The following is a 13,719-nucleotide window of genomic DNA, read 5'->3' on the forward strand; positions in this document are numbered from 1 at the left end:
CTCAGAAGTCGAGGTCCGCGTAATGCGAGACCGGGGTGACGCCGCGCACGCGCTCGGCCAGCAGCGGGCGGAAGGAGGGGCGGGACTTCAGCCGCTGGTACCAGTCCTTGGCCTGCGGCGCGTCCGCCCAGTTGATCTCGCCCATATAGTCGAGCACCGAAAGACAGGCCGCGGCGGCAAGGTCGGCATAGGAGAGGCGATCGCCGGCGAGATAGGTGCGCGAACCGGCGAGCCAGGAAAGATACTTCATGTGCTGGCGGATATTGGCGCGTGAATTGCGCAGGATCTTGCTGTCCGGCGGGCCGCCGCCCTGGTCCGGCGTCATCTGCAGCTTGAAGATGCGCTCGCGCACCAGCGGGCGCGTCACGTCCTGCTCCATCTTCTGCAGGAACCATTCCGTCAGGCGGCGGATTTCCGCGCGCTGGAAGGGGTCTTCGGCGAGCAGCCGGCGGTCGCGTTTCAGGACGCCGTGCGTTTCGTCGAGATATTCGGAGATGATGCTCGCGCCGCAGAGCGCCCGCATGCTGTCGTCGACATAGACGGGCAGCGTGCCGGCCGGGTTGAGGGCGAGGAAATCGCGGCGGTTTTCCCAGGGCTGTTCTTCGGCAAGCTCCGTCTGGAACCCGTATTCCGCCAGGATGAGGCGGACGAAGCGGGAGGCGGCGGACATCGGGTGATGGTAGAGTGTGGGCATCAGGCTGCTTTGCTGGTCTTGCGGAAGGGGCTGTGGCCGGGTCGAGCGCGCATGCGGGCTGATTTGACCATGGCTGATTTGACGAACCTATAGAAATTTGGTGGTACAAACACAAGCGAATCGGGCTTTTTGCCGTATGTCCGCTTCATTTCGTGGCTTTCCTCCCCTTTTCCCCAAGGAACCTCCATGGCAGACCAGTCCATCGTCAGCGCCCTCATTCTCGGTTTGATCGAGGGCCTGACCGAATTCATCCCCGTGTCCTCCACCGCCCATATCCTGCTCGCCGGGCATTTCCTCGGCTTCAAGTCGCCGGGCAACACCTTCGCCGTGCTCATCCAGCTCGGCGCGATCCTCGCGATCCTCTCCGTCTATGCGGCGAAGCTGCTGAGGATCGCGTTTGCGCTGCCGTCGAGCCCGGAGGCGCGGCGCTTCGTCGTCAGCGTGCTCATCGCCTTCCTGCCGGCCGCCGTCATCGGCGCGCTGGCGCATGATTTCATCAAGACGGTGCTCTTCGAAACCCCGATGCTGATCTGCATCGTGCTGATCGTCGGCGGCGTCATCCTCTATGTGATCGACCGCCTGCCGCTGCAGCCGCGCTATACGGATGCGATGAAGTACCCGCCGTCGCTCGCCTTCAAGATCGGCCTTTTCCAGTGCCTGGCCATGATCCCCGGCACCTCGCGCTCGGGCGCGACGATCGCCGGCGCCCTGCTGATGGGCACGGACAAGCGCTCGGCGGCGGAGTTTTCCTTCTTCCTCGCCATGCCGACCATGGTCGGCGCCTTCACGCTCGATCTCTACAAGAACCGCGACGCGCTTTCGTCCGACGACCTTCTCGTCATCGGCGTCGGCTTCGTCGCAGCCTTCGTGGCAGGTCTCTTCGTCGTGCGCTCGCTGCTCGACTTCGTCTCGCGCCGCGGCTTCACGCTGTTCGCCATCTGGCGGATCGTCGTGGGAACGCTGGGCCTGATCGGCCTTCTGATCTTCGGGTGAAGATTGTTGCGGCCGGCTCTGGCCGGCCGGCCCTTACTTGACCGAGGCGGTCGTGCAGGGATCGACGCCGTAGGCCGGCGAACAGCCGTGCTTGCCGGCCGAGACCGTCGACGGCGCGGCAAAGGATCCGGCCACGATGATCAGAGCCGAAAATCCGAAGAAGATTGCAATTGCCTTGCCCATTGCGCCGGAAGCCTCTCAAAGTCCTGAAAATACGCCGCAGAACTGTCATCAGTACGACGCGACGGGGGCGGTGTTTATTCGCTGGTCCGAAGACAATCAATATCGCGACATGCTGAATCGCGCGTAAATGCCGCAGTGATTTTTTTAACCGCTGCATAAGTGCAACAGCCCGCCCAAAGCGCTTCGAAAAAAACGGACCGGCCGGCGCGGGATTGCCCCGTGCCGGCCGGTTCTTCGGGATGGAAATCGGTCAAGCGGTGCGGTCGATCCGCGTGAACTGGCCCTGCGGGCGGTAGCGCACGAGGTAGCTCGGCAGGATCGCTTCGGCGAGCGCCGGCTCGATGCCGATGCCTTCGAGCGTGCGGCCTTCGCTGCGGGCGGCGTCGGAGACCACATTGTCGACACGCAGCAGCGTGACCTGGTCGGCCGTCAGCGGCGGCTTGATAAGGGGCACGAGCGAGGCGATGGAGCCGATCAGCGAGGCGATGCCGAAGGGCAGCGAGACGAGCGGGTTCTTGCGGTCGACGATGCGCAGCATCAACTCGAGACACTGGCGGAAGGTCAGCACTTCCGGGCCGCCGAGCTCGTAGATGCGGCCGCGCTCGATCGTGCCGTCCACCGAGCGGGCGACGGCTTCGGCGACGTCGGCGACGTAGACCGGTTGGAACCTGGTGTGGCCGCCGCCGATCAGCGGCAGGGCCGGCGCATAGCGGGCCATGGTGGCGAACTTGTTGAAGAAGCCGTCCTCCGGGCCGAAGACGATGGAGGGGCGCAGGATGACGGCATCGGGAACCGTGCGCAGCACCGCCGTTTCGCCGCGCCCCTTGGTGCGGGCGTAGGAGGACGCGGAGTTCTCATCGGCGCCGATGGCGGAGATGTGGGTGAGCTTCGCACCGGCGGCGCGGGCGGCTTCCGCCACCGCGCGGGCGCCGAAATCCTGCACGGCGTCGAAATTGTTGCGGCCGCTCTCGAAGAGGATGCCGACGCAGTTGATGACGTGGTCGGCACCTTCCACGGCGCGGTCGACGGACTGGCGGTAGCGCAGGTTCGCCTGCACGAAGGAGATCTGGCCGACGCCGCCGATCGGCTGCAGGAAGCCGGCAAGGTCCGGCCGGCGGACGGCGACGCGGATGCGGTAGCCGCGGCGCGCCAGCGCGCGCACCACATGACGCCCGACGAAGCCCGAGCCGCCGAAGACTGTGACGAGCGGCGGAAGGTTGGACAAGGTCATGAGGCTGCTCCTGAAGAACATTGTAGGTCGGTAGCGCCTACATAGCCCAAAGCGTTCGCAAGGTGAAGCGCGGCGAAGCGTCTCTTGTGCCGGGTTTTTCCGGGAGCCGGGATGGCCGGCTCAGAGGCCCTCGACGACCACCATTTCCGCGTCCGCCACTTCCTGGCGGATGGCGGCGGCGATCTGGTATTCCGGCGAATTGTAGCAGTCGACAGCGGCCTGCAGCGAGGGGAACTCGATGATCACGTTGCGGGCGCGCACGCGGCCTTCCAGTTGCGCGAAGGCGCCGCCGCGGGCGATGAAGTTCGCGCCGTACTTCTCGAAGGCCGGCTTGGCGGCGGCGACGTAGTCCTTGTAGCGTTCGGTGTCGCGCACATCGACCTGTGCGATCCAGTAACCCTTGGGCATGTCTCTCTCCCTTTTGTTATGCTGCGCGTGCGCCGTCCATTTCGGCGAGGATCGCCTTGGCCGCGGCAAGCGGATCGTCCGCCTTGACGATCGGGCGGGCGACGACGAGGTGGCTGGAGCCGGCCTTCAGCGCATCGGCCGGGGTCATGACGCGCTTCTGGTCGCCGAGATCGGCGCCGGCCGGGCGGATGCCGGGGGTCACGATCGCCATGTCGGGGCCGACGATCTTGCGCACGGCCCTGGCTTCCTCGGCGGAGCAGACGACGCCGCCCATGCCGGCGATGCGGGCCTGTTCGGCGCGGCGCAGCACCAGCGTGTGCGGATCGTATTCGTAGCCGGCGTCGATGACGTCCTTGGCATCCATGGAGGTCAGCACCGTGACGCCGAGGAGGCAGAGATCGGAGCCCTTGGCGGCGGAAACGGCGGCGGCCATGGCCTTCGGATAGGCGTGCAGCGTCAGCATGGACATACCCATCTTGACGATGTTCTCGACGCCCTTGGCCACCGTGTTGTCGATGTCGAGCAGCTTCATGTCGAGGAAGACCTTCTTGCCGTCCCTGGCGAGGTCGCGGGCAAATTCCAGCCCGCCGGCAAAGACGAGCTGGTAGCCGATCTTGTAGAAGAGGGCGGTGTCGCCGAGCGTCCGGACCACCTTTTCCGCCTCCGCGATGGTCGGTACATCGAGGCCAACGATCAGGCGGTCGCGCGCGGACATGGTCAAAACCCCTTGCAAGATTCCATTGGCGTCCAGTCGCATGTGACGATGCGGTCCGCAAGGCCGAAAGCGAAAAGATTGCCGCCGCCGCCCGGCTGGTCGCCGTCCCGGCGGATGGGCGTGCCCCTGAGATATCCTTTCAGCAGCGTGCCGACGCCGCCATGGCCGACGAAGGCGATGGGGATTTCCGGGTCATGCCCGGCCAGCACGCGCTCGACGGCGGCGACGATGCGCGCCTGCGCGTCCACCGCGCGCTCCCAGCCGCGAAAACTCCGCTCCGGATGGGCGAAAAATTTGTCGGCCGCGGCTTCGAAGGCATCGGGCGGCAGGTAGCCGGTGGCGGAACGGTCGTTCTCGCCCATGGCATGGTCGGTCTCGACGGCAAGGCGGCCGGCGGCAAGGATCTCCGCCGTCTCGATCGCCTTGCGCTCGGCGCTCGCCACGAAACGGCCGATCTGCCGCGCCCAGCCGGCCGAGGCGGCGAGCCGGGCCCGCTCGCGGCCGCGCTCGGAGAGCCCCCAGTCGGGCACCGGCACGGCCGGGTCGATGGCGACCTGCGGGTGGGTGATGTAGAGCGCGAACATCGCCGCCCTCAATGGGTGCGGCGGTAGGTCCAGAGCTGCGCCGGCGGGATGTTGCGCACGACGAAATCGAGATGGCTGATCTGGTAGCGGTCCGGCATGGCGACGACGGGGGAGAGCGGGCCATAGGAGATCTGCACGACCGGCCGGCCGGCGGGAACGCGCGAGAGCAGGTCCTCGATCAGCGACACGCGCCTGTGCATCGGGAAATTGAGCAGCGGCACGGCGGAGATGACGCTGTCGAAGGTCGCGTCGCGAAGATCGCCGAGCGTCCTGTCGAGGTCGAAGGCATCGCCATTGATGAAGTTGACGCCGGAAAAGCGCGCGACGAGGTGGTTGTAGAAATCCGTGGAGAATTCGACCGAGGTCAGCTTTTCCGGCGCAAGGCCGGTGCCGAGGATCGCCTTGGTGATGACGCCGGTGCCCGGCCCGAGTTCGAGCACGGGAAGACCCGAGGCGGGATTGATGACGCTCGCCATGCGGCGCGCGGTGACCGAAGAGGTGGGGATGATCGAACCGACGGCTCGCGTATTGCTCATCCAGCCCTTGAAGAAGCGGATCTCGTCGTCGAATTTCTTGCCGAGCCGTTCCTTGACCTTCACACGCAACGTCATGCCATCCCCCTTCATGGTAGCACTCCAAACATGGCCGGTGAGGGGTTTCATGCCCGCTGCTTCGCCCGGCCCTTACCGAATATGTGACGCGGTTTGCGTCAAAAACAAGTCTGATTGCGCCGTCGCCTGCAAGTTTCTCAGGAGGCCGCCAGCGATGAAAAAAGAACCCGCCGGGTGACCGGCGGGTTCCAGAATGCTTTGCGATATCGCTGCGCCTATACGCGCATCGGCATGAGCACGTAGAGCGCGTCGTCGCCGGCAAGATCGCGCACCAGCGTCGGCGAACCGGGATCGGCCAGCATGAACACGGCTTCCGAGCCGCAGAGCTGGGAGGTGATGTCGAGCAGGTATTTCGCGTTGAAGCCGATTTCCAGCGGGTCGCTGTCGTAGCCGACCGGCAGTTCTTCCGTCGCGCTGCCCGAATCCGGGTTGTTGACGGTCAGCGTGAGCTGGCCGTCGCCGAGCGCCAGCTTCACGGCACGGCCGCGCTCGGAGGAAATGGTGGAGACGCGGTCGACGGCCTGGGCGAAGGACTGGCAGTCGATCTTCAGTTCCTTGTCGTTGTTGGTCGGGATCACGCGCTGGTAATCCGGGAAGGTGCCGTCGATCAGCTTGGAGGTGAGCACGATCGAACCGATGGTGAAGCGGATCTTCGCGTCCGAGACCTCGACGGTGACGGTCAGGTCCGGATTGTCGACCAGCTTCTGCAGTTCGCCGACCGTCTTGCGCGGGATGATGATGCCCGGCATGCCCTCGGAGCCAGAAGGGGCTTCCACGTCGGCGCGGGCCAGGCGATGGCCGTCGGTGGCGACGGCGCGCAGCTTGAGCTGGCCGTTGCTTTCGATCGTGTGGATGAAGATGCCGTTGAGGTAGTAGCGGGTCTCCTCCGTCGAGATCGCGAACTGGGTGCGATCGATCAGCATCTTGAGGTCCGTCGCCTTGAGGCGGAACGTGTGCGAGAAGCTGCCGGCCGTGAGATCCGGGAAATCGGACTGCGGCAGGCATTGCAGCGAGAATTTCGAGCGGCCCGAGGCGACCGTCATCGAGGCGCCGTCGGCGCTGGTGGCGAGCAGCACTTCCGAACCGTCCGAGAGCTTGCGCACGATGTCGTAGAGCAGGTGCGCCGGGACGGTCGTCGCGCCGGCCTGCTCGACCTGGGCGGGCGTCGCCTCGGTGATTTCGAGGTCGAGGTCGGTCGCCTTCATGTCGAGGCTGGCGCCGTCCGCGCGCAACAGCACGTTCGAGAGGATCGGGATCGTGTTGCGCCGTTCGACCACGCGATGGACGTGGTTCAGCGACTTCAGAAGATTGGACCGCTCGAGAGTAATGCGCATGAACTGTACCGCTTTCGACCGCTAGCACGCCGGAGGCCCGGCGCGGCATTGCCTTGAAATCCCGGCGGGCGCCGGAAGATGTGGACGGGCAAAATGGCAGAAACATGCGGAACTTTGCAAGTGCTAACGGCGTGGAACACAGGATAGTCAACCGCCGGACCTTGCGAGGGCCTGCCCGCTCGCCCATAAGGATGAAGACATGCGGCCGTCCAGCGGCTGGAAAGGTGACGGGCGATGCGGGACGAGGGTGCGGCAAACGGCGGGGGCGAGGGCGCGAAGACTTTCCGCCTGCACAATGCCGTGATCCCCGCCCGGCCGCTGGAGCCGGCGCTCTATCTCGTCGCGACGCCGATCGGCAATCTCTCCGACATCACGCTGCGGGCGCTCGAAACGCTCGCCGGCGCCGACGTGCTCGCCTGCGAGGACACGCGCGTCACCCGCGTGCTGCTCGACCGCTACGGCATCGTCAACCGGCCCTATGCCTATCACGAGCACAATGCGGACGAGGCGGGCCCGCGCCTCATCGCCGCGCTGGACGGGGGCAGGTCCGTCGCCCTCGTCTCCGATGCCGGCACGCCGCTCGTTTCCGATCCCGGATACCGGCTGGCGCTGCTCGCGATTGCGGCGGGCCACCGCGTCGTGCCCATCCCCGGCGCCTCCGCCCCGCTTGCCGCGCTCGTCGGCTCCGGCCTGCCCAACGAGGCCTTCTTCTTTGCCGGCTTCCTGCCGTCCAGGGACAAGGCGCGGCGCGATCGCCTGGCCGAGCTTGCGGGCGTGCCGGCGACGCTTTTGTTCTTCGAATCCCCGCATCGCATCGCCGCGACGGTCTCGGCGGCGGCCGAGGTGCTGGGGGAGGGGCGGGCGGCCTGCGTCTGCCGCGAGCTGACCAAGACCTTCGAGGAATTCCGCCGCGCAACGCTCGGGGAGCTGTCGGCGCATTATGGCGACGGCCACACCGTCAAGGGCGAGATCGTCTTCGTCATCGGCCCGCCGGGCGCGGCGGCCGCGCCCGAGGCGGAGGATGTCGACCGGCTGCTTGCCGCGCTCGTCAGGGACATGCCGGCCGGCAAGGCGGCCACCGAGGCCGCGCGGCAGACCGGCCTGCCGCGGCGCGACCTCTACCAGCGCCTCATCGACCTGAAGGGCGGCGATGGGCAATAGGCCGGCGGATCCGGGCCGGCTGAAGGCCTTTCGCCGCGGACACGTCTCCGAATACATCGCCGCGCTCTACCTTGCCGCCAAGGGCTTCCGCATCCGCGCGATCCGCTACCGCACGAAGCTCGGCGAGATCGACATCATCGCGCGGCGCGGCGACCTCGTCGTCTGCGTCGAGGTGAAGGCGCGCCGCGATGTCGGCAGCGCCGTCTTCGCCGTCACCGGAACCGCGCAAGGGCGCATCCGCGCGGCCAGCGAAATCTGGCTGTCGCGCCAGCCCGACGGCCACCGCCTCTCCCTCCGGTACGACATTGTCGCCATCCGTCCCTGGCGGCTTCCCCGGCATCTGCCGGATGCGTTTTGATCAAAAGGAAAATGTAACGAAACTGACATGAAACCGTAACGCGCCCGTCACGGTCGCTCATTAGTGCACCCTCACACCAAATCCGGTGAAGAGGAGCAACCCATGTTCAAGCCGCTTTCCCTCGCAGGTTTCGCACTCGCGTTTTCCGCCTCGGCCTCGATGGCCGCCACCAACATCACCTGGTGGCACGGCATGGCCGGCCGCAACGGCGAGGTCATCAACGAAGTCGCCCAGAAGTTCAACGCCGCCCAGTCGGCCTGCGCCCTGACGCCGGTCTCCAAGGGCACCTACGAGGAAGCGCTCGCCTCCGGCATCGCCGCCTTCCGCTCGGGCGAACAGCCGAACATCCTGCAGGTCTTCGACGCCGGCGCGGCGACGATCATCAACGCTCCGGGCGCCGTCATCCCGGCCGAAGACCTGATCACCGGCGCCGGCCACACGTTCGACCGCGAAGCCTTCATCGAAGGCGTGCGCTACTTCTACGCCGCGCCGGACGGCAAGTTCGTCGGCATGCCGTTCAACTCCTCCGCCCCGATCATGTACGTGAACACCGAGGCCCTCGAAAAGGCCGGAGTCGAAGCGCCGAAGACCTGGGAAGAGTTCGAGGCGATCGCGCCGAAGCTGAAGGAAGCCGGCTACCTGCCGCTCGTCCAGTCGCAGCTCACCTGGCAGTTCACGGAAAACTTCTTCTCGCGCAACAACATCCAGTTCGCGACGAACAACAACGGCTACGATTCGGTCACCGACACGAAGATCAACATGACGGACCCGAACCTCGTCATGATGTTCACCAAGCTGAAGGCCTGGGCCGACGAGGGTTACTTCGGCTATTTCGGCGCCGGCTGGAACGACAACCAGAAGCTCTTCGAGGACGGCAAGGCCGCCTTCTGGATCGGTTCGTCGGGTTCGTTCGGCGGCCTCCAGAAGACCGCGCAGAAGCCGTTCACCGCGGCCTTCCTGCCCTATTGGCAGGGCATTGAAGGCGCCGGCACCAACTCGTTCATCGGCGGTGCCGCGCTGTTCGCCATGTCCGGCAAGTCGGACGAAGAGAACAAGTGCACGGCCGACTTCTTCCAGTTCCTGACCTCGCCGGAAATCCAGAAGTTCTATCACCAGGCCACCGGCTACGTCGCCATCACCAAGGCGGCCTACGAACTGACGAAGTCCGAGGGCTACTACGAGAAGACCCCGGTCGCCGAAGTCGGCATCCAGCAGCTCATGCTGCCCTCGGGCGACTGGTCGAAGGGCTACCGCCTCGGCTTCTACCCGCAGATCCGCGAGATCATGGAGCGCGAATACGGCCGCATCTTCGCCGGCGAAACCTCGGTCGAAGACGCCATGAAGACGATCGAGACCGAAGCGAACGACCTGCTCGCCCGCTTCGCCAAGACCGCCGGCTGACAGGGCTCCGGCTTCGGCAGGCCCCTCATCCGGCCTGCCGGCCACCTTCTCCCCGCAGGCGGGGAGAAGGACACGAGCCGCAACGGTTCCTCTCCCTCTCCCCGCTTGCGGGGAGAGGGTTGGGGTGAGGGGCACTCACCCGCTTCTCCCGCTCCTACAAAGGCCACGACATGAAGCGCGTGCAATTCTCCTCGCCCTATCTGCCCTATCTCTTCCTTGCGCCGCAGATGGCGATCATCTTCGTGTTCTTCTACTGGCCGTCCGTCCAGGCGATCCAGTCGTCCTTCTATCTCGAAGATCCCTTCGGCTTCGGCTCCACCTTCGTCGGCCTGTCGAACTATTCGGATGCGCTCGGCTCCGCGCAGTACCAGGCGATCGCCCGCTTCACCGTGGTCTTCACCGCGCTCGTCACCTTCCTGTCGCTCGGGATCGGCATGCTGCTCGCCGTCAAGGCGGATGCGGTGCTGAAGGGCAGCGCCGCCTACAAGACGCTGTTGATCTGGGTCTATGCCATCGCCCCGCCGGTCGCCGGCCTGATGGGCATGATGTTCTTCGACCAGCATATCGGCCCGCTGGTGAAATTCGCCGCCCTCTTCGGCTGGGACATGAAGGTCGGCCTCAACTACAACGACACCGCCATCGCCATGATCATCGTGTCGGTGTGGAAGCAGATCCCCTACAATTTCATCTTCATCCTCTCGGGCCTGCAGAGCATTCCGGCCTCCGTGCGGGAAGCTGCCGCCATCGACTGCCGTTCCGGCACGCGGCGCTTCTGGACGATGACGCTGCCGCTGCTCGCGCCCACCGCCTTCTTCCTGCTCGTCATCAACATGACCTACGCCCTCTTCGACACGTTCGGCGTCATCGACGTGATGGTGAAGGACAAGGCGGCCAACAACCCGATCACGCTGGTCTACAAGGTCTATATGGACGGCTTCCGCGGCAACGACCTCGGCGGCTCCTCGGCCCAGTCGGTCATCCTGATGATCGTCGTCTTCGTGCTCACTATCTTCCAGTTCCGCTTCATCGAGCGGCGCGTGCACTACAATTGAGAGGGCGCCCGCCATGAACCGCATCCGTCTCCTCGATCACCTCGTTCTCATGCTCGGCGTCTTCGTCATGGTCGCCCCCGTGGTGGTCGCCTTCATGACCTCCACCCACGAGGCGGCCGACATCCACCGCAACGGCCTCTCGCTAGCCTGGGGCGGCCACTTCACCGAGACCTACAACACCGTGCTGACGCGGGAAGGCGGCTTCACCGGCAAGATCACCGGCGCGCGCATGATCTGGAACTCGCTGATCCTCGGCATCGGTTTTGCCGCCGGCAAGATCGTGCTGTCGATGCTCGCCGCCTATGCCATCGTCTATTTCCGCTTCCGGCTCGGCACGCTGTTCTTCTGGATGATCTTCACGACGCTGCTCCTGCCGCTGGAAGTGCGCATCCTTCCCTCCTACGAGGTGATGAACAGGCTCTCGCTGACGAACACCTATACCGGCCTCATCGTGCCGCTGCTGGCCTCGGCCACCGGCACCTTCTTCTTCCGCCAGTTCTTCAAGTCCGTGCCGGAGGAGCTGCTGGAGGCCGCGCGCATCGACGGCGCCGGGCCGTTCAAGTTCTTCATCGACGTGCTGGTGCCGCTCTCGCGTACCATGATCGCCGCCATCTTCATCATCATGTTCGTCTATGGCTGGAACCAGTATCTCTGGCCGACGCTGATGACGACGGACGAGCGCTTCTTCACGCTGGTGCGCGGCATCAAGCAGATCCTGCTCGTCTGGGTGGGCTCCAACATCCCCGATTACAACGAGGCCTTTGCGCTGGCGATCCTCGCCATGCTGCCGCCGGTCATGATCGTGCTGATCTTCCAGCGGTGGTTCATCAAGGGTCTCACCGAAAGCGACAAATAGGAGGGCGCGTCCCATGGCGGCGATCAGCATCAAGGACGTATCCAAGGTCTACAATGGCGGCGTGACCGCCGTCAGCGCCGTCTCGATCGACATCGCCGACGGCGAGTTCATCGTGCTCGTCGGCCCTTCCGGCTGCGGAAAGTCGACGCTGCTGCGCATGGTCGCGGGGCTGGAGACGATCAGCCAGGGCGAGGTGGCGATCGGCCCGCGCGTCGTCAACGACGTCGATCCGGCCGACCGCGACATCGCCATGGTCTTCCAGAACTATGCGCTCTATCCGCATATGACGGTCTACGAAAACCTCGCCTATGGCCTGAAGAACCGCCGCACGCCGAAGGCCGAGATCGACGCGCGCGTGGCGGAGACCGCCCGCATGCTCGAACTCCAGCCCTATCTGGAGCGCAAGCCCCGCGCGCTCTCCGGCGGCCAGCGCCAGCGCGTCGCCATGGGCCGCGCCATCGTGCGCAAACCCTCCGCCTTCCTCTTCGACGAGCCGCTCTCCAACCTCGATGCCAAACTGCGCGTCTCCATGCGCGGCGAGATCAAGCGCCTGCAGCGCCGCGTCGGCACGACCTCGATCTACGTCACCCACGACCAGTTGGAGGCGATGACGCTCGCCGACCGGCTCGTCGTGCTCTCCGGCGGCCGGATCGAGCAGATCGGCCGCCCGCTCGACGTCTACCATCGCCCCGCCACGACCTTCGTCGCCAGCTTCATCGGTTCGCCGGCCATGAACCTCGTCAGCGGCGAAGTGCATGGCGGCAAGCTCGCCCTCGGCCCCGCCCTCATCGATCTCGGCGCCACGGTGCCGACGCAGGGCACTGTCACCGTCGGCCTGCGCGCCGAAGACCTGCGCCTCCATCCGGAGGGGGAGGGCAGCCTGCCCTTCCGGGTCGATTATGTCGAGGAACTGGGGGCCCAGCGCCTCGTGCACGGCCTCGTCGGCGACCAGCCGCTCGTCGCTGCGGTCTCCTCGGAAAACCCGCTGCCGGCAACCGTCTCGCTCTCGATTACGCCGTCGCGGCTGCATTTCTTCGACAGCGCCAGCGGCCGGCGGATCGACAGGCCGGGCGACGACCGCCCGGAAACCCTTGCCGGCGGCCTCCCGGCCCTGGAGGCCGCCGCATCATGATCCGCAGCACCGTCGACAGACTGACCGCCCCTACCCCGGCGGAGCGCGCGGCGATAGCCGATCTCGAAAAAACCATCTCCGCGCACGATGCCCGCATGGCGGCGCTTGCCTGCATGAACGCGGTGGAGAAAGGCGGCCGGGCCGAACGCGCCGAACCGCTGCCCTTCCCCTTCACCGTCGCCGCCTGGAACCTCGAGCGCTGCCTCTTTCCGCTCGAAAGCGCCGAACATCTCGGCGCCACCGGTGCCGAGATCGTTCTGCTCTCCGAAATGGACGACGGCATGGCCCGCACGCGCCAGCGCCACACCACGGCCGAGGTCGCCGGCGATCTCGGTATGGCCTATCTTTACGGCGTCGAGTTCATCGAGCTCGGCCTCGGTTCCGATACGGAGCTGGAATTCTGCAAGGACCGGTTCAACCGCCGCGGCCTGCACGGCAACGGCCTCATGGCCACCGTGCCGCTGCACGCGCCCTTCCTGCTGCGGCTGGAGGGCGAGCGTCTGTGGTTCATGGGCGAGGTCGACCAGCCGCGTCTCGGCGAGCGCATGGCGATCGGCGCCGTCGTCAACACGGAAGCCGGCCCGCTCGTTCTCGTCTCCACCCATTTCGAAAGCGCCACGACGGCCGCTTATCGCGAACGCCAGATGGTCGGCCTGATCGATGCCCTCGACGCGGCCTTCCCCGGCCATCCCGTCCTCATCGGCGGCGATCTCAACACCGGCAACCATGCCGGCGGCGACTTCGAGGCGGAAGGGCTTTTCGCCCGTGCGGCCGAGCGCGGCTTCACCCGCCACGGCGGCCCGCTGGACGGGATGACGACACGCCCGAGCCTCATCACGCGCTGGCCGGAGCGGACCATGAAGCTCGACTGGTTCTTTTCGCGCGGCCTTGCGGTTTGCGATACGCGCATCGTGTCCTCGCTCTCCCCCACCGGCCGGCCGCTCTCCGACCACGACCTCATCACCTGCCGGATCGACGGCTTCGCCTGACCCCGCGCGAGGCCCGT

At 66.0% G+C, this 13,719-nt stretch carries 16 protein-coding genes; 9 read left to right on the plus strand and 7 right to left on the minus strand.

The features are described from left to right. Position 1: 1 nt before the first annotated feature. Positions 2-694 (minus strand): glutathione S-transferase family protein, encoded by a 693-nt coding sequence (locus tag EV665_RS08900; protein ID WP_064332332.1) that lies wholly within the window; start codon positions 692-694, stop codon positions 2-4. 186 nt (positions 695-880) lie between these two features. Here EV665_RS08900 and EV665_RS08905 point away from each other — a divergent pair, with 186 nt between their 5' ends. Together EV665_RS08905 and EV665_RS32285 are read left to right on the plus strand one after the other, a co-directional pair. Further along, on the plus strand, positions 881-1,687 hold the full coding sequence (locus tag EV665_RS08905) for an undecaprenyl-diphosphate phosphatase (protein ID WP_064332333.1): 807 nt from the start codon (positions 881-883) through the stop codon (positions 1,685-1,687). A gap of 136 nt (positions 1,688-1,823) precedes the next feature. Continuing rightward, the gene (locus EV665_RS32285; RefSeq protein ID WP_162853012.1) at positions 1,824-1,997 is read left to right on the plus strand and encodes a hypothetical protein; all 174 of its coding nucleotides are present in this window, start codon (positions 1,824-1,826) and stop codon (positions 1,995-1,997) included. A 123-nt stretch (positions 1,998-2,120) separates the two neighbouring features. On the opposite strand, the gene EV665_RS08910 is transcribed toward EV665_RS32285, so the two are convergent. From EV665_RS08910 to dnaN, 6 genes are all read right to left on the minus strand, one after another. Further along, positions 2,121-3,101: a complex I NDUFA9 subunit family protein gene (locus tag EV665_RS08910; RefSeq protein ID WP_133033847.1), complete on the minus strand. Its 981-nt coding sequence runs from the start codon at positions 3,099-3,101 to the stop codon at positions 2,121-2,123. Positions 3,102-3,221: 120 nt separating this feature from the next. Beyond that, on the minus strand, positions 3,222-3,509 hold the full coding sequence (locus EV665_RS08915) for a DUF1330 domain-containing protein (protein ID WP_064332335.1): 288 nt from the start codon (positions 3,507-3,509) through the stop codon (positions 3,222-3,224). 16 nt (positions 3,510-3,525) lie between these two features. After that, entirely contained in the window at positions 3,526-4,224 is a 699-nt protein-coding gene (pyrF, locus tag EV665_RS08920; protein WP_133033848.1) for an orotidine-5'-phosphate decarboxylase, read from the minus strand. Positions 4,225-4,226: 2 nt separating this feature from the next. Continuing rightward, positions 4,227-4,808 carry a histidine phosphatase family protein gene (locus EV665_RS08925; protein WP_133033849.1) on the minus strand — a complete coding sequence of 194 codons (582 nt, stop codon included), beginning with the start codon at positions 4,806-4,808 and terminating at the stop codon, positions 4,227-4,229. 8 nt (positions 4,809-4,816) lie between these two features. Further along, complete coding sequence (pmtA, locus tag EV665_RS08930) at positions 4,817-5,419, minus strand: phospholipid N-methyltransferase PmtA (RefSeq protein ID WP_133033850.1); 603 nt, start codon at positions 5,417-5,419, stop codon at positions 4,817-4,819. Positions 5,420-5,634: 215 nt separating this feature from the next. Continuing rightward, entirely contained in the window at positions 5,635-6,753 is a 1,119-nt protein-coding gene (gene dnaN, locus EV665_RS08935) for a DNA polymerase III subunit beta (RefSeq protein WP_133033851.1), read from the minus strand. 234 nt (positions 6,754-6,987) lie between these two features. On the opposite strand from dnaN, the gene rsmI reads away from it, so the two are divergent. The 7 genes from rsmI to EV665_RS08970 all read left to right on the plus strand — a co-directional run bounded on the left by rsmI (position 6,988) and on the right by EV665_RS08970 (position 13,702). Then, the gene (gene rsmI, locus EV665_RS08940; protein WP_133033852.1) at positions 6,988-7,914 is read left to right on the plus strand and encodes a 16S rRNA (cytidine(1402)-2'-O)-methyltransferase; all 927 of its coding nucleotides are present in this window, start codon (positions 6,988-6,990) and stop codon (positions 7,912-7,914) included. Beyond that, the gene (locus EV665_RS08945) at positions 7,904-8,272 is read left to right on the plus strand and encodes a YraN family protein (RefSeq protein WP_133033853.1); all 369 of its coding nucleotides are present in this window, start codon (positions 7,904-7,906) and stop codon (positions 8,270-8,272) included. Before rsmI ends, EV665_RS08945 begins: the two co-directional genes overlap by 11 nt. A 102-nt stretch (positions 8,273-8,374) precedes the next feature. After that, positions 8,375-9,673, plus strand: a complete 1,299-nt coding sequence (locus tag EV665_RS08950; protein ID WP_133033854.1) for an extracellular solute-binding protein — start codon at positions 8,375-8,377, stop codon at positions 9,671-9,673. A gap of 170 nt (positions 9,674-9,843) precedes the next feature. Further along, positions 9,844-10,725, plus strand: coding sequence for an ABC transporter permease subunit (locus EV665_RS08955; protein WP_064332342.1), 882 nt, complete (start codon positions 9,844-9,846; stop codon positions 10,723-10,725). 13 nt (positions 10,726-10,738) lie between these two features. Continuing rightward, complete coding sequence (gene ugpE / locus EV665_RS08960; protein ID WP_064332343.1) at positions 10,739-11,581, plus strand: sn-glycerol-3-phosphate ABC transporter permease UgpE; 843 nt, start codon at positions 10,739-10,741, stop codon at positions 11,579-11,581. A gap of 13 nt (positions 11,582-11,594) precedes the next feature. Next, positions 11,595-12,713 (plus strand): sn-glycerol-3-phosphate import ATP-binding protein UgpC, encoded by a 1,119-nt coding sequence (locus EV665_RS08965; protein WP_133033855.1) that lies wholly within the window; start codon positions 11,595-11,597, stop codon positions 12,711-12,713. Then, positions 12,710-13,702, plus strand: coding sequence for an endonuclease/exonuclease/phosphatase family protein (locus tag EV665_RS08970; RefSeq protein WP_133033856.1), 993 nt, complete (start codon positions 12,710-12,712; stop codon positions 13,700-13,702). The genes EV665_RS08965 and EV665_RS08970 overlap by 4 nt, the downstream gene beginning before the upstream one ends. The last annotated feature ends 17 nt before the right edge of the window (positions 13,703-13,719 follow it).

This window comes from Shinella granuli, from assembly GCF_004341885.1.
GTDB lineage: Bacteria > Pseudomonadota > Alphaproteobacteria > Rhizobiales > Rhizobiaceae > Shinella > Shinella granuli.

What these genes read in the sequence shown, in the direction of transcription:
- EV665_RS08900 (WP_064332332.1), bottom strand. Translation starts at nt 694, where the DNA reads ATGCCCACACTCTACCATCACCCGATGTCCGCCGCCTCCCGCTTCGTC.
- EV665_RS08945 (WP_133033853.1), top strand. Translation starts at nt 7,904, where the DNA reads ATGGGCAATAGGCCGGCGGATCCGGGCCGGCTGAAGGCCTTTCGCCGC.
- EV665_RS08965 (WP_133033855.1), top strand. Translation starts at nt 11,595, where the DNA reads ATGGCGGCGATCAGCATCAAGGACGTATCCAAGGTCTACAATGGCGGC.
- EV665_RS08950 (WP_133033854.1), top strand. Translation starts at nt 8,375, where the DNA reads ATGTTCAAGCCGCTTTCCCTCGCAGGTTTCGCACTCGCGTTTTCCGCC.
- EV665_RS08915 (WP_064332335.1), bottom strand. Translation starts at nt 3,509, where the DNA reads ATGCCCAAGGGTTACTGGATCGCACAGGTCGATGTGCGCGACACCGAA.
- EV665_RS32285 (WP_162853012.1), top strand. Translation starts at nt 1,824, where the DNA reads ATGATCAGAGCCGAAAATCCGAAGAAGATTGCAATTGCCTTGCCCATT.
- EV665_RS08905 (WP_064332333.1), top strand. Translation starts at nt 881, where the DNA reads ATGGCAGACCAGTCCATCGTCAGCGCCCTCATTCTCGGTTTGATCGAG.
- ugpE (WP_064332343.1), top strand. Translation starts at nt 10,739, where the DNA reads ATGAACCGCATCCGTCTCCTCGATCACCTCGTTCTCATGCTCGGCGTC.
- EV665_RS08955 (WP_064332342.1), top strand. Translation starts at nt 9,844, where the DNA reads ATGAAGCGCGTGCAATTCTCCTCGCCCTATCTGCCCTATCTCTTCCTT.
- pmtA (WP_133033850.1), bottom strand. Translation starts at nt 5,419, where the DNA reads ATGACGTTGCGTGTGAAGGTCAAGGAACGGCTCGGCAAGAAATTCGAC.
- dnaN (WP_133033851.1), bottom strand. Translation starts at nt 6,753, where the DNA reads ATGCGCATTACTCTCGAGCGGTCCAATCTTCTGAAGTCGCTGAACCAC.
- pyrF (WP_133033848.1), bottom strand. Translation starts at nt 4,224, where the DNA reads ATGTCCGCGCGCGACCGCCTGATCGTTGGCCTCGATGTACCGACCATC.
- rsmI (WP_133033852.1), top strand. Translation starts at nt 6,988, where the DNA reads ATGCGGGACGAGGGTGCGGCAAACGGCGGGGGCGAGGGCGCGAAGACT.
- EV665_RS08925 (WP_133033849.1), bottom strand. Translation starts at nt 4,808, where the DNA reads ATGTTCGCGCTCTACATCACCCACCCGCAGGTCGCCATCGACCCGGCC.
- EV665_RS08910 (WP_133033847.1), bottom strand. Translation starts at nt 3,101, where the DNA reads ATGACCTTGTCCAACCTTCCGCCGCTCGTCACAGTCTTCGGCGGCTCG.
- EV665_RS08970 (WP_133033856.1), top strand. Translation starts at nt 12,710, where the DNA reads ATGATCCGCAGCACCGTCGACAGACTGACCGCCCCTACCCCGGCGGAG.